Annotated in this window: 21 protein-coding genes; 14 read left to right on the top strand and 7 right to left on the bottom strand. The window is 72.2% G+C overall.

The features are described from left to right. Window positions 1-6: 6 nt before the first annotated feature. The gene (gene ligD / locus G6O68_RS23530; RefSeq protein ID WP_165251104.1) at window positions 7-1,467 is read right to left on the bottom strand and encodes a non-homologous end-joining DNA ligase; all 1,461 of its coding nucleotides are present in this window, start codon (window positions 1,465-1,467) and stop codon (window positions 7-9) included. A gap of 563 nt (window positions 1,468-2,030) precedes the next feature. Between ligD and G6O68_RS23525 the strand changes: the two genes are divergently transcribed. The 3 genes from G6O68_RS23525 (at window position 2,031) to G6O68_RS23515 (ending at window position 4,791) form a co-directional block, all read left to right on the top strand. Then, complete coding sequence (locus G6O68_RS23525) at window positions 2,031-3,044, top strand: DUF1559 domain-containing protein (protein ID WP_165251103.1); 1,014 nt, start codon at window positions 2,031-2,033, stop codon at window positions 3,042-3,044. Between the two features lie 399 nt (window positions 3,045-3,443). Then, complete coding sequence (locus G6O68_RS23520) at window positions 3,444-3,647, top strand: hypothetical protein (protein WP_165251102.1); 204 nt, start codon at window positions 3,444-3,446, stop codon at window positions 3,645-3,647. A 580-nt stretch (window positions 3,648-4,227) separates the two neighbouring features. Beyond that, on the top strand, window positions 4,228-4,791 hold the full coding sequence (locus G6O68_RS23515) for an H-X9-DG-CTERM domain-containing protein (protein ID WP_165251101.1): 564 nt from the start codon (window positions 4,228-4,230) through the stop codon (window positions 4,789-4,791). Between the two features lie 344 nt (window positions 4,792-5,135). On the opposite strand, the gene G6O68_RS23510 is transcribed toward G6O68_RS23515, so the two are convergent. Continuing rightward, window positions 5,136-5,681: an RNA 2'-phosphotransferase gene (locus G6O68_RS23510; protein WP_165251100.1), complete on the bottom strand. Its 546-nt coding sequence runs from the start codon at window positions 5,679-5,681 to the stop codon at window positions 5,136-5,138. 54 nt (window positions 5,682-5,735) lie between these two features. Then, window positions 5,736-6,242 (bottom strand): hypothetical protein, encoded by a 507-nt coding sequence (locus tag G6O68_RS23505; protein ID WP_165251099.1) that lies wholly within the window; start codon window positions 6,240-6,242, stop codon window positions 5,736-5,738. A 175-nt stretch (window positions 6,243-6,417) separates the two neighbouring features. Here G6O68_RS23505 and G6O68_RS23500 point away from each other — a divergent pair, with 175 nt between their 5' ends. Then, window positions 6,418-7,410, top strand: coding sequence for an aldo/keto reductase (locus G6O68_RS23500; RefSeq protein ID WP_165251098.1), 993 nt, complete (start codon window positions 6,418-6,420; stop codon window positions 7,408-7,410). Window positions 7,411-7,680: 270 nt separating this feature from the next. Here the strand turns inward: G6O68_RS23500 and G6O68_RS23495 are convergent, their stop codons facing one another. The 3 genes from G6O68_RS23495 to G6O68_RS23485 all read right to left on the bottom strand — a co-directional run bounded on the left by G6O68_RS23495 (window position 7,681) and on the right by G6O68_RS23485 (window position 10,005). Continuing rightward, entirely contained in the window at window positions 7,681-8,166 is a 486-nt protein-coding gene (locus tag G6O68_RS23495) for a carboxymuconolactone decarboxylase family protein (protein WP_165251097.1), read from the bottom strand. Then, window positions 8,151-9,083 (bottom strand): RNA polymerase sigma-70 factor, encoded by a 933-nt coding sequence (locus G6O68_RS23490; RefSeq protein ID WP_165251096.1) that lies wholly within the window; start codon window positions 9,081-9,083, stop codon window positions 8,151-8,153. Before G6O68_RS23490 ends, G6O68_RS23495 begins: the two co-directional genes overlap by 16 nt. 436 nt (window positions 9,084-9,519) lie before the next feature. Next, complete coding sequence (locus G6O68_RS23485) at window positions 9,520-10,005, bottom strand: YfcE family phosphodiesterase (RefSeq protein ID WP_165251095.1); 486 nt, start codon at window positions 10,003-10,005, stop codon at window positions 9,520-9,522. A 373-nt stretch (window positions 10,006-10,378) separates the two neighbouring features. Here G6O68_RS23485 and G6O68_RS23480 point away from each other — a divergent pair, with 373 nt between their 5' ends. Both G6O68_RS23480 and G6O68_RS23475 read left to right on the top strand, forming a co-directional pair. After that, complete coding sequence (locus G6O68_RS23480) at window positions 10,379-10,681, top strand: hypothetical protein (RefSeq protein WP_165251094.1); 303 nt, start codon at window positions 10,379-10,381, stop codon at window positions 10,679-10,681. A gap of 459 nt (window positions 10,682-11,140) precedes the next feature. Continuing rightward, window positions 11,141-11,707 carry an Hsp20/alpha crystallin family protein gene (locus G6O68_RS23475; protein ID WP_165251093.1) on the top strand — a complete coding sequence of 189 codons (567 nt, stop codon included), beginning with the start codon at window positions 11,141-11,143 and terminating at the stop codon, window positions 11,705-11,707. 33 nt (window positions 11,708-11,740) lie between these two features. Here G6O68_RS23475 and G6O68_RS23470 read toward each other — a convergent pair whose 3' ends face one another. After that, complete coding sequence (locus tag G6O68_RS23470; RefSeq protein ID WP_165251092.1) at window positions 11,741-13,447, bottom strand: L-lactate permease; 1,707 nt, start codon at window positions 13,445-13,447, stop codon at window positions 11,741-11,743. Window positions 13,448-13,656: 209 nt separating this feature from the next. On the opposite strand from G6O68_RS23470, the gene G6O68_RS23465 reads away from it, so the two are divergent. From G6O68_RS23465 to hemL, 8 genes are all read left to right on the top strand, one after another. Further along, window positions 13,657-13,998 carry an HPF/RaiA family ribosome-associated protein gene (locus tag G6O68_RS23465; RefSeq protein ID WP_165251091.1) on the top strand — a complete coding sequence of 114 codons (342 nt, stop codon included), beginning with the start codon at window positions 13,657-13,659 and terminating at the stop codon, window positions 13,996-13,998. A 225-nt stretch (window positions 13,999-14,223) separates the two neighbouring features. After that, a complete protein-coding gene (locus tag G6O68_RS23460) occupies window positions 14,224-14,694 on the top strand; it encodes a PTS sugar transporter subunit IIA (protein WP_165251090.1) in 471 nt (156 codons plus the stop codon). A gap of 179 nt (window positions 14,695-14,873) precedes the next feature. Continuing rightward, window positions 14,874-15,206 (top strand): HPr family phosphocarrier protein, encoded by a 333-nt coding sequence (locus G6O68_RS23455; RefSeq protein ID WP_165251089.1) that lies wholly within the window; start codon window positions 14,874-14,876, stop codon window positions 15,204-15,206. Continuing rightward, window positions 15,203-17,155, top strand: coding sequence for a phosphoenolpyruvate--protein phosphotransferase (ptsP, locus tag G6O68_RS23450; RefSeq protein WP_165251088.1), 1,953 nt, complete (start codon window positions 15,203-15,205; stop codon window positions 17,153-17,155). The genes G6O68_RS23455 and ptsP overlap by 4 nt, the downstream gene beginning before the upstream one ends. 315 nt (window positions 17,156-17,470) lie before the next feature. Next, window positions 17,471-18,139, top strand: coding sequence for a TIGR03936 family radical SAM-associated protein (locus tag G6O68_RS23445; protein WP_165251087.1), 669 nt, complete (start codon window positions 17,471-17,473; stop codon window positions 18,137-18,139). 122 nt (window positions 18,140-18,261) lie between these two features. Continuing rightward, a complete protein-coding gene (locus G6O68_RS32465; RefSeq protein WP_206108193.1) occupies window positions 18,262-21,621 on the top strand; it encodes an Rne/Rng family ribonuclease in 3,360 nt (1,119 codons plus the stop codon). 398 nt (window positions 21,622-22,019) lie between these two features. Further along, a complete protein-coding gene (gene hemB, locus G6O68_RS23430; protein ID WP_165251086.1) occupies window positions 22,020-23,024 on the top strand; it encodes a porphobilinogen synthase in 1,005 nt (334 codons plus the stop codon). Window positions 23,025-23,040: 16 nt separating this feature from the next. Then, window positions 23,041-24,375 (top strand): glutamate-1-semialdehyde 2,1-aminomutase, encoded by a 1,335-nt coding sequence (gene hemL / locus G6O68_RS23425; protein ID WP_240911477.1) that lies wholly within the window; start codon window positions 23,041-23,043, stop codon window positions 24,373-24,375. The last annotated feature ends 458 nt before the right edge of the window (window positions 24,376-24,833 follow it).

Genomic DNA, 24,833 nt, shown 5'->3' with positions numbered 1-24,833 from the left:
GGGGCCTCATCTCGGGGCGCCGAGGAGGACGGCCATCGGGTCGGCCTTGCGCCGGGCGAGCCGCGCCAGGACGACGTCGGCGGTGAACGCGGCGGGGTCCAGCCCCGGGCGGACCTCGCGCCAGGCGATCGGCGTCGAGACGGTCGCGCGGGGGATCGCGCGCAGGACGTAGGGGGGGACCGCGTGGTGGCCGCGCGCGTTCTGCATGACGTCGATGTAGACGCGGCCCTTGCGCCGGACCTTGCGGATGTCGGTCGTCGCGCGGTCGGCCGTCGCGGCGGCCACGCGCCCGGCGACGTCCGACGCCCAGGCCCTGGCCTCGTCGTGGCCCCCCTCCCCCGTCCAGGGGGCCAGGACGTGCAGGCCCGACTTGCCCGAGGTCTTCACCTGAGCGTCGAGCCGCTCGCGCGTCAACTCGTCGCGCACGGCCAGGGCCACGGCGATCACGTCGTCGAACGCGGCGTCGCCGGGGTCGAGGTCGAACAGGACGAAGTCCGGCCGGTCGAGGTCTTGCACCCGCGAGGCCCAGACGTGGAACGTGAGCGCCCCCTGGTTCACCAGATACAGGAGCGTCGGCTCGTCGTTCACCACGATGTAACGCACGACCTTCCCGCGCCCCGCCCTGATCGCGACGCGCGGGATCCAGTCCGGGTAGTAGTCCGGGGCGTCCTTCTGCCAGAAGTGGGGCGCATCGGGGCCCGAGAGTCCGTCGGGGAGCCGCTCCAGGGTGATCGGCCTGTCCTTCAGGAACGGCAGGAGCCGGGGGGCGACCTTGCGGTAGTACGCAAAGACGTCGGCCTTCGTCAGCCCCGCCTCGGGATACATCAGCTTGTCGCCGTGCGTCAATTCGATCGCCTCCGGCGGCGCGGACGCGGGGGGCGGCTGCACGAGCGCCTTGCCGGATCGGGCCCGCGACCTGGGCGGCGGGGCCTCGTCCGACTCGCCGGCCTCGGGCGGGCCGACCGCGGCGAACTCATCCTGCTTCTTGACGAGGAGCCACTGCGGCTTGCCCCGACCTCGGGCCTTCATGCGGATCAGGGCGAACGCCCCCCGGAGCTTCTCGCCGTGCAGCGCGAACTCCAGGCGCCCGTCGGCGAGGGCCTCGACCACCGATCGACCCGACGAGAGGTCTTCATAAGTGCCGTGGTCCCAGATGGCGACGGTCCCGCCGCCGTAACGGCCCCGGGGGATCTCGCCCGCGAACGAGGCGTAGCCGAGCGGGTGGTCCTCGACCTCCACCGCCAGCCGCTTGACCGAGGGGTCGAGCGTCGGCTCCTTCGGCACGGCCCAGCTCTTCAGCACGCCGTCGGCCTCCAGCCGGAGGTCGTAATGGAGGCGCGACGCGTGGTGCTCCTGCACGACGAAGATCGGCCGGGCGCGGGGGCCCGCCTTCGCGGCCGTCCCGGGCTGCTCGCCAGTCCCATTCCCGCGGTGGGCGCGCGTGGCGCGAGACTCGTCGGGCGGCATGACGGATTCCTCTCGGCTGGAGACGCTACGGGACCACGCAAGGCGCTGATGGGCAATCTTCATGCCGTCCGCCCACGAGACCCTTCCGCCGAAGGCTCGGCCGTACCCCCGACCGATCGGCCGCCGAACCCCGGGCCCCTCGCGACGGCCCGGCCGCGCGACCCGAGGGGGCATGGGCCGACGCGGGAACGCATGAACCCAGCCTCACATACTCACACAATCAATGCACTCCCTCATTCCAAGCGGCACGACTTCGAAATCTCGACGCGAGCCGATCGCAGACCTCGGTTCCATCGACTCTATCTTGTTCCTGTAAAACATCTTGCAAAGCGACATCGGGATGTCGCGGCGAGATGAATTTTCTTTTGCGGACCGGCCGAACACGATGCTATAATTAGCCGATACGGGAGCGACGTGGGTCGCTCTCGCCTCTCATCCGACGTCGAAGCCCCGAGGCGGCCCTCCCGCCGATACGGGCCTTCGACCCTGGTACGCTCCCCGCGACCCTCTCCCCAGAACGTTCGTCGCACGACACCCGTCCCGTCCCATCGGAGTGCCTCGTCATGCGCGCATCGTCCCGAGAGCGATCGGCGTTCACGCTGATCGAGCTGCTGGTGGTCATCGCGATCATCGCCGTCCTCATCGCGCTCTTGCTGCCGGCCGTGCAGTCGGCCCGCGAGGCGGCGCGACGCGCCCAGTGCGTCAACAACCTGAAGCAGATCGGCCTGGGCCTGCACAACTACCACGACGTCTGGGGCGTGTTCCCGCCCGGCGAGGGCTACGGCGCGATCGCCGTGAACGTCGCCATGCTGCCGTTCGTGGAGCAGCAGGCGCTCTACGCCTCGTTCAATTCCAACATCGACAACCGCTGGCTCTGGACCCTGGCCGAGAACACGACCGTCCTCCGCGCCCGGGTGGCCGGCTACAACTGCCCGTCCGAGGTCTACACCGAGCGCTCCAGCGACGGCTGGAACACCTACGCGGTGAACTACGCCTGGAACGCCGGGACGTGGTGGCCCCGCACCCAGAGCTGGGACGGCGTCTTCGGCCGGACCTACGACGACGACGCGGCCGTCCAGCCCTTCTCCCGGACCAACATCACGTTCGCCTCGGTCCCGGACGGCTCCAGCAACACCCTGCTCTGCGCCGAGGTCGCCAACGGCCCGCTCACCCCCGGCGCCGGCCGCACCCGCGTCTCCGACTGTTACGAGGTCCGCGGCCTCACCCGCACCTCCACCGTCGAGCAGGCGACCGCCGCCGCCAACGCCGTCGACTGGTCGCGCGGGCCGATCCCCTGGGCGGGCGGCTGGCGGTACAAGGGCTACCCCTGGGTCGAGGGGAGCATGTGGCGGAGCTGGTTCAACACCATCCGCACCCCCAACCAGACCTGCCTCACCATGGACGACCAGTCCTGGTGGTACATCATGAAGCCCGCCTCCTCGTACCACCCGGGCGTCGTCAACGCCGCCCTCTGCGACGGCAGCGTCAAGGCGTTCAAGAACTCGGTGAATCAGCAGGTCTGGATGGGACTCAGCACCCGCGCCGGCGGCGAGGTCCTCTCGTCCGACTCGTTCTGACGCCCCGGTCGATCGTCCTCCTCCCCTCGTGGGAGAAGGTGGCCGCAGGCCGGATGAGGGGGGCGTCGCAAGAGACCGTCGCTCCCTCGCGCCGTCTGCCTTGATGGTCCCCCTCATCCGCCCCTTCGGGACACCTTCCCCCACCAGGGGGGGAGGGAAGACGCGCACGAACGCCGTCCGGGGAATCGGGCGGGCCTTCGCCGATCGTCCTTCTCCCCTCGTGGGAGAAGGTGGCCGAAGGCCGGATGAGGGGGGGCATCTCGAAAAGCCGTCGGCCCCCCGGATGGTCCGCCTGGATGATCCCCCTCATCGACCCCTCCGCGATCCTTCCCCCGCCAGGGGTGAAGCGAAGACATGCACATTCCAACAACCCACACGACTCGACAGGAGCACCCGCCTTTGAAGAACCGTCCCGTATCCGCGGCGCTTTTGGGCCTGGCGACGGCCATCCTCCTCGTCCCGCTCGCCCCCGGCTGCGACGGCGACGCCGAGCCCCCGCCGATGGCGGCCGAGGACCTCGCCGAGGTCCAGAAGAAGCAGCAGGAGATGATCGCCAAGGAGTACGGCCCCAAGGCCGGGAAGCCCGCCGCCAAGAAGCCCTGAGCCCCGCCCGCCCCGCCCGCCCCGACCTTTCCGAGACGCCCCGCGCCCGCCGCGCGGGGCGTCTCGACGTTTCGAAGCCGGCCGCCGCGACGCCGCGCCCCCGCCCGGAAACCCCTTCCGGATCACCACTTGCGGATGCCACATTCTAGTCACCGAAGTCCTTAATCGATAGTTGCCAGCCCGCGATCGGCGTTGTACCCTTCGTGGCTGACGTGAGGGACGGCCCTCCCCTGCCCCGATCGTCCGGAACCGAGCCCGGCCGGCCCCGAATGATGCGGGCTGGCCCCCGCCCCTCGACCCTTACGAGGACGGCGGTCGCGACTCGGCCTCCGGCCCCCGCCCCGACGAGACGCCCCGACTCGCGACGACGCCCCGGGCCGCCGACGGCCCCCGCGCGCCCTCGCCCGCGGTGCCGACCGACGGGGGCGGGCCCGCCTCGGAATCCCCCTGACCACATTCCGTCCCACGCATCCGAAGTAGTCCTGACAGGGCTCGGGCGGACCGCGGCCGATAGGATGAAACTTTGCAAATATTTTCATCCTAGGCGGCGTCGCGCCCCCGCGTCCCGGAGCGATCGCCCATGAAGACAACGAATCGTCGTCCCGGCGGCTTCACGCTGATCGAGCTGCTGGTGGTCATCGCGATCATCGCGGTGCTCATCGCGCTCCTGCTGCCGGCCGTGCAGTCGGCCCGCGAGGACACCCTGCTCTGCGCCGAGGTCGCCAACGGCCCGCTCGCCGCCTCCGCCGCCCGCACCCGCGTCTCCGACTGCGACGAGGTCTGCGGCCTCACCGCCAACTCCACCGTCGACCAGGCCACGGCAGCCGTCAACGCCATCAACTGGTCCACCGGCCCCATCGCCTGGACCGGCGGCTGGCGGTACAAAGGCTACCCCGGGGTCGAGGGGAGCGTCTGGCGGACCTGGTTCAACACCATCCTCACCCCCAACAAGATCTGCGCCACGATGGACGACCAGTCCTGGTGGTACATCATGAAGCCCGCCTCCTCGTACCACCCGGGCGTCGTCAACGCCGCGATGGCCGACGGCAGCGTCCGCGCCATCAAGGAGTCGGTGAATCAGCAGATCTGGATGGGCCTCAGCACCCGCATCGGCGGCGAGGTCGTCTCGGCTGACTCCTACTGAGCCGGACCGGGCCGAATCCGCCCACTCGATCGAACCGCGAGACCTCGTCAGGAGCGTTCCCTTGAAGAAGTCTTCCCTCCTCGCGACGCTCGGCCTGGCGGCCGTCGTCGCCCTCGGCTCCCTCGCCTCCGGCTGCGGCGCCGAGCCCGAGCCCCCTCCGCCGCCGACTTCGAGGCGGCCAAGAAGGACCATCAGGACGTCATGCAGCGCGAGCGCAGCGCCGGCGGCAAGACCGCCAAGAAGGCCGGCTCCTGAGCTGGACCGAGCCGAGACCGACCGCACCGAAGCGCGACATGACGCCCCGCGAGGATCTCGCGGGGCGTCGTCGTTCCCGCCCTTTCGCTTCATCCCATCCGCGACAGATAGCCCGACGGGACGGCGTCGACGAGCCAGACGCCGTTCTCGGACCGGTAAAATGTCAGGCCGTCGCGGTGCATCCGGCCGGCGGCGACCTGCAGGATCGCCGGCCGCCCCCGCCGGGCGCCGACCTTGCGCGCCGTCTCGACGTCCGCCGACAGGTGGACGTGCCGCCGCGTCCCCGGCACCAGCCCCCGCTCGAAGATCGAAGTGAGGAACCGCTCGACGGTGCCGTGCCAGAGCGTCTCGGGCGGCTCGCGAGGCTCCAGCCCCAGGTCGACCGCCACGCTGTGCCCCTGCACCGCGCGGATGCGGTCGCCCGTCGCGTCGAACGCGTACCGCCGCTTGTCGTTCGTCTCCACGACCGCGACCAGGTCGTCGTACGCGATCGCGAATCCGTGCCGCGCCGAGGCGGCGAGCAGCTCGTCCACCCCCGCCCACCCCTCGCCGTCGAGCGTCAGCCCGATCTCCCCCGGCGCGTGGCGCAGGTGCTTGGCGAGGAACTTGCTGATCGGGACCAGTCGCGGGTCCATGGTCGGGGTCCAGGAGTCGTGAGGAGCACGGGAGACGGGCCCGCCCTCGTCGCCCTAATCCAGGTAGCTCCAGGTCCGAGTGTCGAAATGGTAGATCTTCCGCAAGTACGGCGGGACCACCACCCAGAAGAGCATGGGCTTGCCCCCCTGGGAATTGGAATAGAAGAAGCCGCCCATCATGCAGTGTTTCGCGAGCGGGACCGACTCCAGATACCGCGGCGCGAGTTCTTCGAGCTTCCTGGGGAATCGGCCCTCGTCGACGTGATACGCCTCGCAGGCCGCCACGACGCGCCGGGCGTTCGCCTCGGCGATCCGGAGCTGGACCGCGTCGTTGGCCCAGACGATCGCCAACGTCGCGACCGGGATCCCGACCCTCGCGAGGGCGAGTCTCCGACCGGGGAGCTGGATGGTACTCTTCAAGAGACTGATGAGGATCCAGATCGGGCAGAAGATCATCGACATGAGGAACGACCCGGTCATCACCACGTCCCAGAACAGTAGGGCGGCCGCGGCCCCCAGGCTCCCCCGGATGCTCCGATAAAAGGCTCTCACGTCCGCCACCCCCACGGTCGCCTCCTCCCGCATCGCTCCGGCCGAGTCGCCCGCGACCGAAGCCGCCTTCGCTCTCGCCCCATCGTAGTCGACGGGATGGATCGCCGCGCTATGATGAAGGACGACCGTCGCGCCCGGGGGTGCGGCGGACCTGCGAGAGGTCGGGATGCGAGGAGGCAGACGGATGCAAAAGGTGAAGCTCGGGTCGCAAGGGGCGGTCGTCTCCCGGATGGGGCTCGGCTGCATGGGGATGAGCGAGTTCTACGGCGCGCGCGACGACGCCGAGTCGGCCGCCACGCTGTTGCGAGCGCTCGACCTCGGGATCGATTTCTTCGACACGGCCGACGCCTACGGGATCGGCGACAACGAGGAGCTGATCGGCCGGACCTTCCGCGACCGTCGCGACGAGGTCTTCCTGGCCACCAAGTTCGGCAACGTGCGGAGCAAGGACGACCCGTCCGCCTGGTCCGTCAGCGGCCGGCCCGAGTACGTGAAGGCGGCCTGCGACGCCTCCCTCAAACGGCTCGGGTTCGACCACATCGACCTGTACTACCAGCATCGCGTGGACTTCGACGTGCCGATCGAGGAGACCGTCGGCGCGATGGCCGACCTCGTCCGCGAGGGGAAGGTGAAGTACCTGGGGCTCTCCGAGGCCTCGCCCGCCACGATCCGACGTGCGCACGCCGTCCACCCGATCACGGCGCTGCAGACCGAATACTCCCTCTGGACGCGTGAGGTGGAGGCCGAGATCCTCCCCGCGGTCCGCGAGCTGGGGATCGGCTTCGTCCCCTACAGCCCGCTCGGCCGGGGCTTCCTCACCGGCGCGATCACCGCCCCGAGCGACCTCGACCCGACCGACTCCCGCGCCAGCCGCTACCCCCGCTTCACCCCCGAGGCCCTGCTGGCGAACCGCGTGCTGGTCGACCGCGTTCGGGCCATCGCCGCCCGCAAAGGGTGCACCGCCGGCCAGCTCGCCCTGGCCTGGGTCCTGGCGAAGGGCGACGACGTGGTCCCCATCCCCGGCACCAAGCGCCGCAAGTACCTGGACGAGAACGCCGCCGCCGCGAGCCTCACGCTGACCCCCGCCGAGGTCGCCGAGCTGGAGGCCGCCGTCCCGCCCGAGGAAGTCGCCGGCGAGCGCTACACCCAGGCGAACCTGGACCGCATCGACCGGTGAGTCCCGGGCTCACGGCCCTTCCCACGCTGGGGATGGGCGTCGCAATTCGAACGTCTTCCCCCCTCGCGGGGAAGACAGACCGCGAAGCGGTCCGATGAGGGGGCGACGCTGGCGGGGAGCTTTGGAGTCCGACGCCCGGCCCGCCTGACCGACGGCCTCGGCCGGCCCCGCTGGAACTCCGTCGGCCGACTCGCTCGTCCCCCCCTCATCCGGCCCTTCGGGCCACCTTCCCCCGCCAGGGGGAAGGAGTGGAGATCGGGGTCGGACGGCTCACGCGCCGGCGAGCTGCTTCTCCAGCGCGGCCTTCATGCTCGGCTTGTAGGTGCCGGGGACGACGCGGAAGGCGATGGCGAGGCGGTTCCAGGCGTTGATGGCGACGACGGCCCAGGTCAGGTCGGTCAGCTCCTGCTCGGTGAAGTGGCGGCGGGCCTCCTCGTACACATCGTCGGGGACGCCGTCGGCGATGCGGGTGACGGCCTCGGTCCAGGCCAGCGCGGCGCGTTCGCGGTCGGTGTAGAAGGGGGTCTCGCGCCAGGCGGTCAGGGCGTAGAGGCGCTGCTCGGTCTCGCCGTGGGCGCGGGCGTCCTGGGTGTGCATGTCCAGGCAGAAGGCGCAGCCGTTGATCTGCGAGGCGCGGGTCTTCACCAGCTCCTGCAGCGAGAACTCCAGGCCGGACGCGGCCAGGTGCTTCTGGATGGCGTACAGGCCCTTGATCGGCTCCGGCGCGAGGCTCGTGTAGTTCAATCGCGCTTCCATGGGTTCACGTCTCCCTGTTCGGGGCTTGTGGATGTCGACGCGGGCCAGTGGCCCAGCTTGTCGGGGTTGAGGACGATGTAGACGGCGGACACGGACCGGCCGTCGGGGTCGGCGGCGAGGGTGGCGACCTTGAAGGTCCGGCCGCCGTGGGTGAAGACGACGCCGGGGCGGCCGTTGACGACCGTGAAGGACGCCTCGCCGACCGCCCGGATCTTGCGGAAGACCACGGTCAACAGCCGGGCGACCTTGCGGACGCCGACCACCGGCCGGGGCGAGGCGAAGACCTTGCCGCCGCCGTCGGAGTAGAGCGTGACGTCGGCCGCCAGCATGGACTCCACGGCGTGAACGTCGCCGTCGCGGCAGGCGGCGAAGAACCGCTCCGCCAGCGCGTCGGCCGCGCCGGCGTCGGGATGGAACCGGGGCGTGCGGTCCTCCAGCCGCTTCTTCGCCCGCGAGGCGATCTGGCGGACGTTGACCGGCGACTTGTCGATCAGCCCGGCGATCTCCTCGAACTCGTAGCCGAACACCTCGCGCAAGAGGTGCACGGCGCGCTCGGCCGGCGAGAGGGTTTCCAAAAGGACCAGGAACGCCATCGAGAGCGACTCCGCCAGCTCCGCGCGGTCGACCGGCCCCGCGCCCGGCCAGCCCGCCGGCACCGGCTCGGGGAGCCAGGGGCCGACGTACGACTCGCGGCGCGTCTTCGCCCGCCGCAGCCGATCCAGGCAGAGCCGCGTCACCGCCTTGACCATCCAGGGCTCCGGGTCGAGCACCTCGGCCGCGTGGCGATGCAGCCGCAGATAAGCGTCCTGCACCGCGTCCTCGGCCTCGGTCGCGTCGCCGAGCATCCGGTAGGCCACGCCCAGCAGCTTCGGCCGCAGCCGCTCGGCGGCCTCGACCTTCTCGTCCGCCTCGCTCATGTCGACGCTCCGACTCGGGCCGTCCCCGTCCGTTCTCCGCCGCAAGGACGCAAGGCCCGGCGATTCCGTGACGTCCGCGCGCGGATTCCCGATTTCGGCGCCATTGTCAGGGTGAAGCGTTGTCGAATCGGCCCGGCGACGATTCAGTCCCCAGGGACGCCTGGGTGCCACGAGTTCGACGAACCCGTGGATCGGCGTCGGGCCGCTCCCGAGCCCTTGCCTAGATCCAAAGCCGGTTCACGGGTTCGTCGAACCCGTGGCACCCAAAGTCCTTCCCGGGGTGTGCTCGAGAAATCCGGAGGCGTCGAAAACGCGATCGAATCCGCCGAACGAAGCCAATCACAAAAACCGACGCAAACTCATTCCCAACAACACATTACCACCCAACTCGAACACAACTCCGTCGACGAACGAAGCCAATTTGGAAGCCAATCCCTCAGCGGGGGATGGTCAGGGAACGGTACTCGTCCGTGAGGAGGTCGAGGAGGCCGACGGTGAACGTCGAGGCGCGGTACAGCGCGCCGGGGTTGATGAAGCGGGTGGGGCCCTCGCGTTCGTCGCGGCGGACGTGGGTGTGGCCGGAGAAGAAGTAGTCGGGGGCCTCGTCGGTCAGGCGCTGGTATTCCCGGCGGGAGTCGCCGTGGGCGACGGCGATGCGGCGGCCGGCCAGCTCGATCAGGCCGCCGCGCTCCAGGCAGGTCGCGCCGACCTGGCGCATGGCGAGGCGGAGGGCGTCGAGGTCGTAGTCGCAGTTGCCGAACACGAGGTAGGCGGGGGCACCCACGCATTCGAGGACCACCTCGGGGGTGGTCAGGTCGCCGCAATGGATGAGGGCCTCGGCCCCGGCTTCGAGGAGGGTCGCCACGGCGCGCCGCGTGCGGAGGGCCTGGTCGTGGGTGTCCGAAAGGATGCCGATGCGCATGGGCCGCTCGTCCTCGTCGGCCGCGACGCTCCAGGTCGTCCGGGCCGTCCCGATGCGGCCGAAGACCGGGCCTGGATCCCGAGCCTGCATGGTGGCGGCCGAGGGCCGTCGCGGCAAGGGGGAGGCCGGGGGAAATCCGCGCGGCGGGGCTGGCGGAACCGAATCCCGGGGTATACATTTACCCTGGAGACGTTCGCCTTCCGGAACATCGAAGGGCGATGTCTCCGCACCCGTCCCGTGGGCGGGTGCGCGATCGGTTCGGTGGAGCGAACCATCGCGGGAGGCGCGGATCCGTCGCGGGACCTTTCGGCCCCTGACCAGCGACGAGCCCGCGTTTTCCAGGGTTTTCCCGCGTCGCGCGGGGAGGTGTCCCATGTCGACTGGAATGAAGATGCCCACCAAGAAGGCCGCCAAGTCCGGCGGCAAGAGCAAGAAGAAGGCCGCCCGCAAGGCCGCCGAGGCCGCCACGCGGACCGAGGTCCAGCAGCCCGCCCGCGAGATCGAGGCCGCCGCCCCGACCCACGTCGTCGGCAAGCCGGCCGAGGTCGAGCCCCGCGAGTACGCCGCCTGCCCCGCCGAGGAGCCCGAGGCCGCCGTCCAGAGCGCCGAGGCCCCCGACGCCGGCTACGGCCGCTGCACCGAATCGTCCGACTGGGAGAACCGAGGCCGGAGCTGACGCTGGAACGGAGCGGTCGGGCCAGGACGTCCTGGCTTTCCCCAAGGCCCCACCGCACCGTCCCACCGGCGCCCCTCCTGCCCGATCCCGACCCTCCCGAGGCCGCCGCCGGTCGAGCGAAGCCCCTTCGGAGCCCACGAACCATCCCGCCGAAACGGCCGGGGGCCACGCGACCCTCGGCCGTTTCGCGCGCGGGGGCTGGCCGACTCCCGACCCCGATGGTCGCCGCGCGACCAACGCCGGGGCACGAACCGGCCCCCGGACGCCTGATCCCGCCCTTCTTCGGCGTGGCGCGCCATGTGCTCGGAATGTCTTGATGGATCGAGGCGCCCTCGCGACGAGCGGCGTCGCGTCCATCGGGGCCGACGGGGCGACGCCGCCCGCGACGGTCGTCCCCCCGCCCCCGCAGCCGCGCCTCGACGCTCCGCATCCCGCGACGTGTTTCCAGGAGGTCCCCAAATGGCCGCCCAGAACGCGACGATGGAGAAGCCCAAGGCCCAGGAAGCCACCCCGACCACGACCCCGCCGCCCGCCCCGACGTCGACGATGAAGCCGACGAAAGCCGCCTCCAGGACCGTCCCCGCCACCCGGCCGATGGCCTTCTCGCCGATGGGCTGGGAACCGATGCGGCGGATGCGCGAGGAGCTGGACCGGCTCCTCGAACAGGCCTTCGGCGGCTGGCCCGCCCTGATGGAAGCCCCGATCGGCAACGACCGCTGGGGCTTCGACCTCCAGGAGAAGGACGACGCCCTGATCGTCCGCGCCGAGGCCCCCGGCTTCGAAACCGGCGACTTCGACGTCCAGATCCGGGGCGACCACCTCATCCTCCGGGCGACCCACGAGGCCGAGCCCGACGAGAAGGCCGGCCGTCACGAATGGAGCCGCCGCGAACTCTTCCGGTCGGTGCCGCTCCCCTCGGGGATCGACGCCTCCCGCGTCGAGGCCGACTACCGCAACGGCGTCCTCACCGTAACCCTCCCCAAGCCGGCCGAGATCCAGGCCCGGCGGATCGACGTCCGCGGCTGACGCGACGCCCGCCCCCCGGCCGCCCCGAAGGCCTCAGCCCGCCGGGACGGCCGCGATCCACGGGGCGAACCGGGCCGCGACCCAGACCACGGCCGCCACGCCGGCCACCATCGCCAGGCTGTGACGCAACGCGGCGCGGAGGACCTCCCCCTCGCGCCCCCCCTCCCCCGTCGCGGCGGCGGCCACCACGATCGACGCCGCCGCGATCATCTTCCCCATCGCCCCGCCGGCCGTGTTCGCCGCCCCCATCAGGATCGGCGACAGGTCCAGGTTCGTCGCCGTGATCCGCTGGAGGTTGCCGAACAGCACGTTGCTCGACGTGATCGAGCCCGTCAGCGCCGTCCCCAGCCAGCCCAGCAAGGTCCCGAAGATCGGGTAGAGCGCCGGGCCCGTCCGGGTGAACGCCAGCCCCAGCACGGCGTCCATCCCCGAGTACCGCGTCACGAACCCCAGCGCCAGCATGCAGACGATGGCCAGCGCCGCCGTCTTCATCCGCCGGGCGGTCCCCAGGAAGATCCGCCCCTGCTCCCGGGGCCCCACCCCGGTCAGCAGCCCGCCGACCACCGCCGCGACCAGCACCGCCGTCCCCACCGCCGAGAGCGGCGTGACGTCCAGCACCGCCGCCTCCAGGTCGGCCTCCGTCGGCGTCTCGCGCCCCGTCACCGCGGCCCCCCGCACCACCTTCTTATGGAGGCCGCCCACCTCGGGCTTCCACGACCAGGCCGCGTCGAGCACGTCCTTGGCCGACCGCGTCCCGAGCGACGGGAAGGCCGGCGTCACCCAGGCCATCACGACGACCGTCAAGAGCGCGAACGGCATCCAGGCCCGGGCCACCTCGCGGCGCGAGAGCTTGGCGGCGGGGGTGCCGAAGTCGGGGTCGGCCGCGGCCTCCGGCTCGGGCTCGTCCTCGCCCTCGAACCGGAAGGTTTCGCTCGGCCGCCAGAAGCGGAGGACGACGACCCCGGCGACCAGGCTGGCGATCGCCGAGGCGATTGAAACAAGCTCCACCGCGACGAACCGGGACCAGAGGAGCTGCACCGCCGCGTAGGTCGCGCCGACCGCCAGCAAGGGGGGCCAGGCGCCGAACGCCCGCCTCGGCCCGGCCACGATCGCCGCCAGCCAGAACGGCAGCCCCAGGGTGGCGATGGTGAGGAGCCTCGCCGTGGTGACGCTGAGCGCCGGCACGTCCAGGCCCGAGACCGCCCCCAGGGTCGTCAGCGGGATCCCCACGCTCCCCCAGCTCACCGGGACCGTGTCGGCCGCGAGCGCCAAAACCGCCGCCTGCAACGGCCGGAAACCCAGCCCGACCAGGAAGGCCGACGCGATGGCCACCGGCGCGCCGAACCCGGCGCAACCTTCAAGGAAGCTCCCGAACGAGAAGGCGACCAGCACCGCCTGGATCCGGCGGTCCGGCGAGAGCCGGGCGATCGACGCCTTCATGACCTCGAACCGGCCGGTCTTCACCGCCAGGTCATAAAGGAACATCGCCGCCACGACCAGGTAGACGACCCGGATCAGGGCGAAGACCGCCCCCACCCCGGCCGCCGACGCCGCCATCGCCCAGGGCATGTGGAAGCCCAGCACGGCCGCGCCGAAGGCCGTCGCCAGCGCCGCCGAGGCCGCCAGCCAGGCCGGGACCCGGTTCGAAGCCAGCAGGCCCATCAAGGTCAGGATCGGCAAGGCCGCGAGCAAGGTGGAGAGCGGCCAGCTCCCGAACGGGTCGTAATCCTGCGTCCACATCCGCGGCTGCCCCCCATCGACGGAAAGGCCGCCACACTAATCGATGCGACCTCCGGGCGGTAGGGGCCGCCCCCCGCCCCGAAGGGCCTCGGATCGGGGAGGAGACTTGACCTCGGCTCGGACGGGCGGTTAAGTTAGATTGACTGTTTCGTCGCCTGGATCGCGGGCCCTCCCCGGCTCGCGCACGGCGCCTGACAAGGAGTCGACGGGTGCAAATCGAGATCTCGACGCGGCATGGCGAGCTGACCCCGGACCAGCGGCAACGCCTGGCGGAGAAGGCGGAGAAGCTGACCAAGTTCGGCCGCCTGATGGCGATCGAGATCACGACCTCGCACGAGAAGGGGGCGTGGAACGTCGAGTTCCAGGTCTCCGCCGAGCACAAGAACGACTTCGTGGCGACCGAGATCGGCCCGACGCTCGAGGCGGCGGCGGACCAGTGCCTGCACAAGATCGAGACCCAGCTGCGGCGATACAAAGAGAAGTCACAGAACCACAAAGGCGACGTCCCTCACGGCGGGGACCCCTCGCGGTCGGTCGGCGAGGCCGGTTGACCGGGGCGGATCCCCGGACGAGTTTGGAACCAACCCGAGGCGCGTTCTGTCGGGGACGTCTCCCGGCGCCTCCGCCCCGAGCGGAACCCCAAGGTCGGCCTTCGCCGACCCCGACCGGCGGCCGGGACCCGGACGCATCGCCCCCCTTCGAACGCTCGAGGTGCGGGGGCGGGGCCGGGACGAATAGCAAGCGATCGGCCTGGCGGCCCGTCGATGGAGGGGCTGATGAAGTTATTGGATTTCGTGGTCCGGGACAGCATCATCGTGGACCTGAAGGCCACGACCAAGGAAGAGGCGATCCGCGAGATGGTCGCCGCCCTGAACGCGGCCGGCCAGCTCCCCGACGGCGAGGTCGAGAGCGTCATCCGCGCGATCCTCAACCGCGAGGAGCTGGGCTCGACCGGCATCGGCATGGGGGTGGCGGTGCCCCACACCCGGCACCCGACCCTGCAGCGGCTGATCGGCACCGTGGCCCTCTCGTCGCACGGGGTCGACTTCGCGGCCCTGGACGGCGAGCCGGTCGACATCTTCTTCCTGCTGGTCTCGCCCCACAACCAGCCCGGCGACCACCTGCGGGCGCTCGAGAACATCTCCCGACACCTGAAGGACGAACGCTTCGTGAGCTTCCTGCGGCAGTCGAAGTCGCCGCGGGACGTGGTCGAGGTCCTGGAAGAGGCCGACGGGGCCGCCGTCTGACGACGCCCGACCCGGCCCGGACGCCCCCCCGTCCGCGGGGGGACGCCCGCGCCGGCGGGACGAACCGCGAACGAGACGACACAACACGCCGCGACGGGACGGCCCCCCGGCCGGCGGGACGAACCGCCGGCCGCCGCGAGGGCCGACCGCCTCCGGCGCGCACGCCGATCGAGCCGCTGATGATCCACGAAACGACCGTCGCCCGCCGCTGGATCGAGATCCTCAACAGTCTGGGGCTTCATTTGCGGCCCGCCGACAAGTTCGTCAAGCTCGCGCTGAAGTATCGGTCGGACGTGCGCGTTCATTACAACGGCGGCTGCTTCAACGGCAAGAGCATCCTCGACCTGACCTCGCTGGCCGCCGAGTGCGGCACCAGGCTGGAGGTGGAGGCGCGCGGCCCCGACGCCGAGGAGGCCGTGGCGGCCCTGGCCGCCCTGGCGGAAGCCCGATTCTACGAAGACGACGACGGCGAGCCCCTCGGCCCGCCGCCGGACGCGGAGCCGCCCCGATGACCTTGGGGATCGACGGCACATCGTGGGGAGGCGGGGACGGCGGGCCGTCGCGAGGCGTCTCGCCCGAGCCGGCCCGGCCGGCATTCGCGCCGGCCGCGGCCCCCGCGACGACGCCCCGCCCCGCCCCGGCGCCGGACGCGGGCCCGTCCCCGGCGCACCCGGAGCCGGCCGGCGAGCAGGTCTTCCGGGGGATCGGCGTGAGCCCCGGGATCGCCATAGGGCCGGTGGTCGTGCTGGACCCCCAGGGGATGCGGCTCCCCCCCCGCAAGATCGCCCCCGAGGCGGTCGCCGGCGAGATCGCCCGGCTGGAGGCGGCGCTGGCCGCCGCCGCCGCCGAGGGCGCGCAGGCCGAGGCCGAGGCCCGCCAGCGGCTGGGCCCGCAGTACGCCGAGATCCTCGCCGCCCACGCGGCCATGATCGAGGACCCCCAGCTCCGGGCGGACGCCCGGGCCCGCATCGAGCGGCACCGGATCTCGGCCGAGCACGCCGTCATCGAGGTCCTGGAAGGCCACGCCGGCCGGCTGGAGAGCCTCAGCGACTCCCACCTGGCGGCGCGGGCCGCCGACGTCCGCGACATCGAGGCCCGGATCGTCGGCCAGCTCGTCGGCCTGCGGCCCAGCTCGTTCCAGGACGACCTGGCGACCCCCTCCGTCGTCCTCGCCCACGACCTGACGCCGAGCGAGGCGGCGCAGCTCGACCCCAGGCGGGTTCTGGGCTTCGCCACCGAGTCCGGGGGCCGGGCCAGCCACACCGCGATCGTCGCCGCGGCCCTGGAGATCCCCGCGGTCGCCGGCCTGGGGACGATCCTCGGCCAGGCCCGCTCGGCCCGCACGGCGATCCTCGACGGCGAGGCCGGCCTGGTCGTGCTCGACCCGGCGGCCCCGACGCTCGAACGCTACCGCGCCGCGGCCGAGGCGCGGTCGGCCCGCTACCGCACCTTCTCCGAGGAGTCGGGCCTCCCCGCCGTGACCCTGGACGGGGTCGAGGTCGGCCTCTGGGGGAACATCGAGTTCGTCGACGAGGCGGCCGCCTGCCTGAAGTGGGGCGCCGCCGGCGTCGGCCTGTACCGCACCGAGTTCCTGTACCTCCGCTCCGTCGCCCCCCCCACCGAGGAGGAGCAGTACGAGGCCTACGCCGAGGCCGTGCGGTCGCTCGAGGGCCGGCCGGTCGTGATCCGGACGCTCGACCTGGGGGCCGACAAGCTCGCCCCCCAGATCGGCGGCGGCGGCGTCGAGGCCAACCCCGCCCTAGGCCTGCGCAGCCTGCGGTTCTCGCTGCGGCGGCCGGAGCTGTTCCGGACCCAGCTCCGGGCCCTGCTGCGGGTCTCGGCCCTGGGGGACGTGCGGATCCTGCTGCCCCTGGTCACCACCCTGGACGAGCTGAGGCGCGCCCGCGACCTGATGGGCGAGGTCGCCGCCGAGCTCCGCGCCGAGGGCCGCCCGCTGCGCGAGGCCCTGCCGCTGGGGATCATGGTGGAGGTGCCGGCGTCCGCCCTGATGGCCGACCGCTTCGCAAAGGAGGTGGACTTCTTCTCGATCGGCACCAACGACCTGATCCAGTACACCCTGGCCGTGGACCGGACCAACGAGACCGTCGCCGACCTGTACAGCGCCGCCGACCCGGCGGTGCTCCGCCTGATCGCCCGGGTGGTCGAGGCCGCCGCCGCGCGGGGCATCCCCTGCAGCGTCTGCGGGTCGATGGGCGGGGAGCTGCTGTACACGCTCTTCCTCCTGGGGCTGGGGGTGCGCGAGCTGAGCATGCCGCCGCACCAGCTGCCGGAGGTCCGCCGCCTGATCCGCGGCGTCCGCCTCGACCGCGCGCAGGCCGTGGCCGCCGAGGCCCTGGAGCTCGACACCGCCGGCGAGGTCGTCGCCCTGCTGGAGTCCGCCCTGAGGCCGACCGCCGACGCGGCCAGGCCGGGCCGACCGGCCGGCGAGCCGGCCCCCTGACGTCACCCGGGATCGCCCGGGCGATCGGCCCCCCCCGCCGCGAGGCGCGGAGGGCCCCGACCGCCGGCGACCTTCACCCCGAAGCCGCAACCCGAATGGAATCGACCCGAGCCGAGACGCCTCACGACGCCCCCGCGACCAGACGCCCCCCGTTCACGCCCCCCGACGCCCCCGGCCGGAGCCCCCGGCCCGCGGCCCGTCGAGCGGAATGAACCTCTCCCCGCGGCCCCGGGATCGATCCCCGGGCCGCGACCGCTCCGGGACGCCGAGCCTCGTGAACGCCGATCGACCGATCGACCGAAGCCGCCCCCTCCCATGACCCAAGCCGCCGCCGTCAAGGTCCGCCTCCGATTCGCCAAGCGCGGCGACCTCCGCCTGACCAGCCACCACGACGTCATGCGCTGCTTCGAGCGGCTGATGCGGCGGGCGGCGATCCCGGTGGCCGCCACCCAGGGCTTCAACCCCCGCCCCAAGATCACCTTCGCGCTGGCGATGGGCCTGGGGATCGCCGGGCTCCGCGAGGTCGTCGACCTCGAGCTGACCGAGCCCACCGACCCCGACGAGCTGCTGACCCGACTCGCCGCGGCGTCCCCGCCCGGCGTCGACTGGCTGGAAGCCCGGGCGCTGGAACCCTCCGCGCCCCCCCCTCGGCCCGCCTGGGTCGAGTATGAACTGCCGATCCCCGAGGGCCGCCGGGAAGGCCTGGCCACGGCCCTCGCATCCCTGCTGGAGAGCGAAAGCCGCATCGTGACCCGGCGCCGGCCGGACCGGAAGCGCGACGTCGAATTCGACCTCCGCCCGCTCCTGCTCGACGCCCGACTGACCGAAGAAGGGACCCTCCGCGCCCGCCTGAAGGCGTCGCCCGAAGGCTCGGCCCGGCCCGAGGAAGTGCTCGAATGCCTCGGCGTCCGCGACCTCCTCGACGGCGGGGCCTTCCTGACCCGCACCCACGTCGAGCTGGCCGGCCGGCCCGAGCCGAGCTGACCGAGACAGAGACCGAATCGATCGAATCGAGACCGGGCCGACCCGACCCCGCACCGGCGGGCCGTCGAGGCCCGGACGCACGAAACAATCCCCGCTAACCGCGATCACCCGGAAGACAGCGCATGAAGAAAGAAATGCTGATCAACGTCCTCCAGCCGGAGGAATGCCGGATCGCCATCATCGAGAACGGCGTCCTGGAAGAACTCTACGTCGAGCGGACCAGCCACGAGAGTTACACCGGCAACATCTATAAGGGCAAGATCGTGAACCTCGAGCCGGCCATCCAGGCCGCGTTCGTCGACTTCTCGGTCGGCCGCAACGGGTTCCTCCACGTCTCCGACGTCGAGGCCCAGTATTACGACCGCCACGGCGTCGAGGGGGACGACCCCGACGCCCCCGACGCCGGCCCCTCCGCCGAAGGCGAGGCCGGCCCCGCCGGGCCCTCCGCCCGCCCCCGGGACCGCGAGCCCCGCCGCGACCGCGAGCGCGAGCCCCGCCGCGACCGCCCGTCCCGCGAGCGTCCCGACCTCTCGATCAAGGGCCGCCGCGACCGCTCCGAGCAGCCCCGCAGCTTCGGCGAGGGCCTCGACGACGAGCGCGGATTCGCCCCCCCGCCCCCGCCGCCAGCCCCGGAGCCGGCCCGCGAGCGCGAGCCCGAGTACCGCGACGACGAGGGCCGGGGCGCCGGCCGCGCCCCCCGCGACGCCGGCCCGACCTCCTGGTCCAAGTCGGTCGAGTACGGCCGCGAGCGCGACGTCGAGGACGTCGAGCCGGCCGAGCCGCGCTGGGGACGGGCCCGCCGCGAGGAGCCCGAGCCGTTCGACCCCGACCTCCCCCCCAGCCGCACCGCCCGCCGCCAGCCCCCGGCCCCGCAGCCGCAGGCCCCCGCCAGCCGCGAGCCCGCCGCCGAGCCCGAGTTCGGCGGCTTCGGGCGCGGCCTGGACCGGGATCGAGACCGAGACGATCGCGGCCGCTCGCGCTCGCTCTTCGACGAGCCCGAGGCGCCGGCCCCCCGCGAGCCCGAGGCCGACTTCGGGCCCGACGCCGAGGTCGACGCCCCGCCGGCCGCCCGCCGCGAGCGCGAGCCCCGCCGCGGACGCGGACGCGGCCGGTCCCCCCGGGCGCCCGAGCCCGTCGACGAGGAGATCCTGGAGCCGATCGACGACGAGGCCCCGGCCCCGATCGAGGACTTCCCGGACGTCGACGTCGACGCCCCCCCCCGCCGTCGCGGCGGCCGCGCCGCCATCCGCTCGCGCGGCGGCGACCGCCCCGAGCCCGAACGCCCCCGCGAGATCACGCCCGTCACCCCGGACGAGCCCCCGGCCCCGCCCGCGCGGCGGGCCCGGCCGGCCGCCGAGGCCGACATCCCCAGCTTCCGCCCCGCCGCCGAACGCGCCCCCGAGGCCGATCGCGAGCGTGAGCGCGAACGCGAACGCCCCTATCGCCCCGCCGCCGCCGAGCGCCCGTCGGCGCCCGCCGAGCGAGCCCCGGCCCCCGCGGCGGAGACCGACGTCGAGCGTCGTCGGCGGCTGGCCAACGACCGCGCCGGCGAGCCCGGCTACGTCCCCCGCCGCGAGCGGCTGCGGTCGCCCGACCTCGACTTCGGCGACCGCCCCGCCCCCCCCGCCGGGCGCGGCTACGAGGCCGTCGAGGACGAGGACCCCCGCGGCTTCGGCGCGGGCGTGGACGACCTGCTGGACGTCGACGCCGACCTCGAAACCGACGCGGACGTCGAGGCCGACGCCGAGTCCGAGACGGGCCGCCCCGAGCCCCGCGACGGCCGTCGCCGCCGCCGACGCCGGGGCCGCCGCCGCGACCGCGAGCGGCCGGAATCGCTCGAAGCCCCCCGCGCCGGCGACGCCGACGCCGAGGCCGACGACCTCGAAGGCGACGACGAGATCGTCTCGTTCCGCGAGCCCGCCCCGGCCTACGGCCGCGGCGTCCCCGAGCTGGAGGACGACGAGGTCGACGACCTGGAAGACCTGCTGGGCGAGGGGGACGACCTCCACGACCACGACGAGCCCCCCCGGGCCGTCGTCGAGGAGGAGATCGACCCCGAGCTGGAGCAGGAGATCCGCAAGGAGATCGAGGAGATCGAGGAGCTGGAGCGCGAGATGGGCCTGCGCGGCCCCATCGAGGCCCGCCCCCGTCGCGGCGACAAGCCCGAAGGGGGTCGCGGCGGCGTCCGCGGCCGGGGCCAGGTCAAGCCGCCGATCCAGGAGATCTTCCGCCGCGGCGACGAGGTCCTGATCCAGGTCATCAAGGAGAGCATCGGCACCAAGGGGCCCACCCTCTCCACCTACATCAGCATCCCCGGCCGCTACCTCGTGCTCATGCCGGGGCTCAACCGCGTCGGCGTCTCCCGCAAGATCGTCGACGAGGGCCAGCGCCGCAAGCTTCGCGAGATCATGCACGAGCTGAACCCCCCCAAGGGGCTCGGCTTCATCGTCCGCACCGCCGGCCTGGAGCGCACCAAGCGCGAGCTGGCCCGCGACCTGGCGTACCTGCTGCGGCTCTGGAAGGTCATCCTCCGCCGCATCAAGAAGGCCAAGGGCCCGGCCCCGATCTACCAGGAATCGGACCTGATCACCCGCACGATCCGCGACGTCTTCACGTCCGAGATCGACACCATCTGGATCGACGAGCCCGCCGCCTTCGAACGGGCCCAGGAGTTCCTCCGCGTCGTCATGCCCCGGTTCGCCAACCGGGTCAAGCTGTACGACGAGAAGATCCCCCTGTTCCACAAGTACGGCATCGAGGACGAGATCGCCAAGATCCAGCGCCGGCACGTGCCGCTGCCGGAAGGGGGCTCGATCGTCATCGACCAGACCGAGGCCCTCGTGGCGATCGACGTCAACTCGGGGAACTTCCGGGTCGAGGACGACGCCGAGCGTACGGCCTACGAGATGAACCTCCGGGCCGCCAAGGAGATCGCCCGCCAGCTCCGGCTGCGGGACCTCGGCGGCGTCATCGTCAACGACTTCATCGACATGCGCGAGGAGCGGCACCGCCGGGGCGTCGAGCGCGCCCTGCGAGAGGCCATCAAGCGCGACCGGGCCCGCACCAAGGTCCTCCGCATGAGCGCGTTCGGGCTCATCGAGATGACCCGCCAGCGGATCCGGCCCAGCCTCAAGCGGTCGGTCTACGAGGACTGCCCGAACTGCGGCGGCGCCGGCGTCGTGAAGTCGGCCGAGAGCATGGCCATCGACGTCATGCGGATCATCGCCCTGGCCTCGCACCGCGAGGACGTGCGGCGGATCCAGGTCACCGTGGCCCCGGCCGTGGCGACCTATCTCAACAACCGCAAGCGCAAGGCCGTCGCCCGCATCGAGGCCGAGACCGGCCTGAGCGTGGCGATCCACATCAAGGAAGGCGTCCCCGCCGAGCACCTCCAGATCGAGTGCCACGACGCCAACAACGGCGAGATCCGGCTCTTCCCGGCCCCCCCCCACAGCCACCGCCGCGGCGGCGGCGGCCACTGAGCCGCGACGCACGCCCCGCCCCTCGGTTTCCGGGGGGCGGGCCCACACCAACGACCTTCCCCCCTGGCGGGGGAAGGTGGCCCGCAGGGCCGGATGAGGGGGGGACGAGCCGAAAGGCCGTCGCTCGCTCATCCGGCCCGTCTTCTCCTCCCCCCTTGTGGGTAAGGTGGCCGCAGGCCGGATGGGGGGGGCGTTCCGAGAAGCCATCGCTCATCCGCGTCGTCCGCCTTGACGGTCCCCCTCATCCGGCCCTTCGGGCCACCTTCCCCCACCAGGGGGGAAGGAATTACGGAGGGGCCGTCGCCTCTTGATCCGTCCGCCTTGATGGTCCCCCTCATCCCGCCCTCCGGGCCACCTTCCCCCACCGGGGTGAAGGAAAGACGAGGCATCGCACCGCCATGTTCGACCCCGCCGCCGGGCATCCCACCCACCGCCCTCGCCGACTCCGCGGCAACCCCCGGCTCCGCGACCTCGTCCGCGAGAACACGCTGACCCGCGACGACCTGATCTACCCGCTGTTCGTCTACCACGGGACGAACCTCAGCCGCGAGATCCCCTCGATGCCCGGCCAGCGGCAATGGTCGCTCGACCGCCTGGGCGAGGTGATCGACCAGGTCGTCGAGCTGAAGATCCCCGGCGTCATGCTCTTCGGCATCCCCGAGCGCAAGGACGCGACCGGCTCGGCCGCGCTCCGGGACGACGGGATCGTCCAGCAGGCGATCCGGCTCATCAAGAAGCGGGCGCCCGAGCTGCTGACGATCACCGACCTCTGCTTCTGCGAGTACACCGACCACGGCCACTGCGGACCGCTCGTCGAGGTCGCCGGGCGGATGGACGTCGATAACGACGCCACGCTCCCCCTGCTGGCCGAGCAGGCCGTCAGCCACGCGAAGGCCGGGGCCGACGTCATCGCCCCCTCGGGGATGATGGACGGCATGGTCCGCGCGATCCGCGCGGGGCTCGACGGATCGGGGTTCTCGCACATCCCGATCATGTCTTACGCGTCCAAGTTCGCGAGCGCGTACTACGGCCCATTCCGCGACGCGGCCGAGAGCGCGCCGAGCTTCGGCGACCGGCGGGGCTACCAGATGGACCCGGCCAACGGCGACGAGGCGGTCCGCGAGGCGGCGATCGACCTTGCGGAAGGCGCCGACGTCATCATGGTGAAGCCGGCGCTGGCCTACCTCGACGTGGCCCGCCGGCTCAAGGACGCTTTCCGCGTCCCCCTGGCCGCCTACAATGTGTCGGGCGAATACGCCATGATCAAGGCCGCCGCCGATCGGGGCTGGATCGACGAGCGGCGGATCGTCCTGGAAACCCTCACCGGCTTCAAGCGCGCGGGGATCGACATGATCCTCACCTACCACGCCCCCGACGTCGCCCGATGGCTCCAGCAAGGTTGAGCGCCCGACCATGAGCATGAGCACGCCCACGCCGACCACCCCCGCCCTCTCGCGCCCCGACTACCGGCTCCCGAGGAGTTCCGAGGCGTTCGCCCGCGCGCAGCGGGTGATCCCCGGCGGCGTGAACAGCCCCGCGCGGGCGTTCGGCGGCGTCGGCGGCGAGCCCCCGTTCATGGCCCGCGCCGAGGGCCCGTACCTGTTCGACGTGGACGGCCACCGCTATATCGACTACATCGGCTCGTGGGGGCCGATGATCGTCGGCCACGTCCACCCCGAGGTGAAGGCGGCGGTGTCGGAGGCCCTGGAACTCGGCTCCAGCTTCGGCGCGCCGACGGAGCGCGAGGCCGAGATCGCCGAGGTCGTCGCCGCGGCCGTCCCGTCGATCGAGATGTGCCGATTCGTCTCCTCGGGCACCGAGGCGACGATGTCGGCCATCCGCCTGGCGCGGGGCTTCACCGGCCGCGACAAGATCGTCAAGATGGCCGGCTGCTACCACGGCCACGCCGACTGCCTGCTCGTCCAGGCGGGCTCGGCCGCGACCACGCTCGGCCACCCCAACAGCCCCGGCGTCACGGCGGGGGCGGCGGCCGACACCCTGCTCGCCCCGTTCAACGACGCCGAGGCCGTCGAGCGCCTGCTGGAGGCGAACCCCGGCCAGGTGGCGGCGGTCCTGCTGGAGCCGATCGCCGGCAACATGGGCCTCGTCCCGCCCCGCCCCGGCTACCTGGAGAGGCTCCGCGAGCTGACCACGAAGCACGGGACGCTGCTGATCTTCGACGAGGTCATGACCGGCTTCCGCGTCGCCTACGGCGGGGCGCAGGAGCGTTACGGCGTCACCCCCGACGTCACCGCGCTGGGCAAGATCATCGGCGGCGGGCTGCCGGCCGCGGCGTACGGCGGCTCGCGCGAGATCATGTCGCGCGTCTCCCCTTCCGGGGCGATCTACCAGGCCGGCACCCTCTCGGGCAACCCGCTGGCGATGGCCGCGGGATTGGCCACGCTTCGCCTCCTGCGCGAGCCCGGCGTGTATGACCGGCTGGAAGCCCTGTCCGCCCGGCTCGCCGAGGGGCTCGAAAAGGCCGCGAGCGACGCCGGCGCGCCGCACGTCGTCCAGCGCGTCGGCAGCATGGTCACCCTCTTCTTCCACGACGGCCCTGTGCACGACTACGACGACGCGAAGCGGTCCGACACGGCCCTCTTCGCCCGCTTCTTCTGGGAGATGCTCGCGCGGGGCGTCTACCTCCCCTGCAGCCAGTTCGAGGCCGCCTTCGTCTCCGCCGCCCACACCGAGGCCGATATCGACCACACGATCTCCGCCGCCCGCGAATCCCTCGCCGCCGCCCTGGGATGATCCGCTCCGCCCCCTTTCCCCCCTGGTCGATGAAGGTGGCCCGAAGCGCCCGACGAGCGGGAAGACCAGAGCGGACGCCACGCGGAGGATAGGCAGGGCCCGGAAGCTGGTGCACGGCCGCCACTCGGCCCGCACAGTCCCAGGTCGCCGCCCTCCCTCGGGTCGCGATCATCCGCAGCGGCGGATCCTGCGACCTCACCCGCTCCTGGTTCCCGTCGCCGGTCTTTCCGCCGGTGTGGCGTCGCGCCGGCCGGTCCAGGACCGTGGCCGCTTCGGCCAGCTTGACCCATCCGACGCCGGACCGCCGGGCTATGAGCGTGGGCGGGCCGGTCCTAGAGCCTGTTATTGACTTATCGTCTTTCGTTTGCTCGTGTTAAGTCATGAGCACGACACGAAAGGGTTACCCCAGCGACGTGAGCGACGCCGAGTGGGAGTTCATGCTGCCGTATCTGACGCTG

The organism is Paludisphaera soli, from assembly GCF_011064595.1.
GTDB lineage: Bacteria > Planctomycetota > Planctomycetia > Isosphaerales > Isosphaeraceae > Paludisphaera > Paludisphaera soli.
This window is presented reverse-complemented; position numbering and strand designations above follow the sequence as displayed.

Bases quoted from the DNA above. Each gene is read 5' to 3' on its own strand.
- ligD (WP_165251104.1), bottom strand. From the start codon at position 1,467: ATGCCGCCCGACGAGTCTCGCGCCACGCGCGCCCACCGCGGGAATGGG.
- G6O68_RS23525 (WP_165251103.1), top strand. From the start codon at position 2,031: ATGCGCGCATCGTCCCGAGAGCGATCGGCGTTCACGCTGATCGAGCTG.
- G6O68_RS23515 (WP_165251101.1), top strand. From the start codon at position 4,228: ATGAAGACAACGAATCGTCGTCCCGGCGGCTTCACGCTGATCGAGCTG.
- G6O68_RS23510 (WP_165251100.1), bottom strand. From the start codon at position 5,681: ATGGACCCGCGACTGGTCCCGATCAGCAAGTTCCTCGCCAAGCACCTG.
- G6O68_RS23500 (WP_165251098.1), top strand. From the start codon at position 6,418: ATGCAAAAGGTGAAGCTCGGGTCGCAAGGGGCGGTCGTCTCCCGGATG.
- G6O68_RS23495 (WP_165251097.1), bottom strand. From the start codon at position 8,166: ATGGAAGCGCGATTGAACTACACGAGCCTCGCGCCGGAGCCGATCAAG.
- G6O68_RS23490 (WP_165251096.1), bottom strand. From the start codon at position 9,083: ATGAGCGAGGCGGACGAGAAGGTCGAGGCCGCCGAGCGGCTGCGGCCG.
- G6O68_RS23485 (WP_165251095.1), bottom strand. From the start codon at position 10,005: ATGCGCATCGGCATCCTTTCGGACACCCACGACCAGGCCCTCCGCACG.
- G6O68_RS23480 (WP_165251094.1), top strand. From the start codon at position 10,379: ATGTCGACTGGAATGAAGATGCCCACCAAGAAGGCCGCCAAGTCCGGC.
- G6O68_RS23475 (WP_165251093.1), top strand. From the start codon at position 11,141: ATGGCCGCCCAGAACGCGACGATGGAGAAGCCCAAGGCCCAGGAAGCC.
- G6O68_RS23470 (WP_165251092.1), bottom strand. From the start codon at position 13,447: ATGTGGACGCAGGATTACGACCCGTTCGGGAGCTGGCCGCTCTCCACC.
- G6O68_RS23460 (WP_165251090.1), top strand. From the start codon at position 14,224: ATGAAGTTATTGGATTTCGTGGTCCGGGACAGCATCATCGTGGACCTG.
- G6O68_RS23455 (WP_165251089.1), top strand. From the start codon at position 14,874: ATGATCCACGAAACGACCGTCGCCCGCCGCTGGATCGAGATCCTCAAC.
- ptsP (WP_165251088.1), top strand. From the start codon at position 15,203: ATGACCTTGGGGATCGACGGCACATCGTGGGGAGGCGGGGACGGCGGG.
- G6O68_RS23445 (WP_165251087.1), top strand. From the start codon at position 17,471: ATGACCCAAGCCGCCGCCGTCAAGGTCCGCCTCCGATTCGCCAAGCGC.
- G6O68_RS32465 (WP_206108193.1), top strand. From the start codon at position 18,262: ATGAAGAAAGAAATGCTGATCAACGTCCTCCAGCCGGAGGAATGCCGG.
- hemB (WP_165251086.1), top strand. From the start codon at position 22,020: ATGTTCGACCCCGCCGCCGGGCATCCCACCCACCGCCCTCGCCGACTC.
- hemL (WP_240911477.1), top strand. From the start codon at position 23,041: ATGAGCACGCCCACGCCGACCACCCCCGCCCTCTCGCGCCCCGACTAC.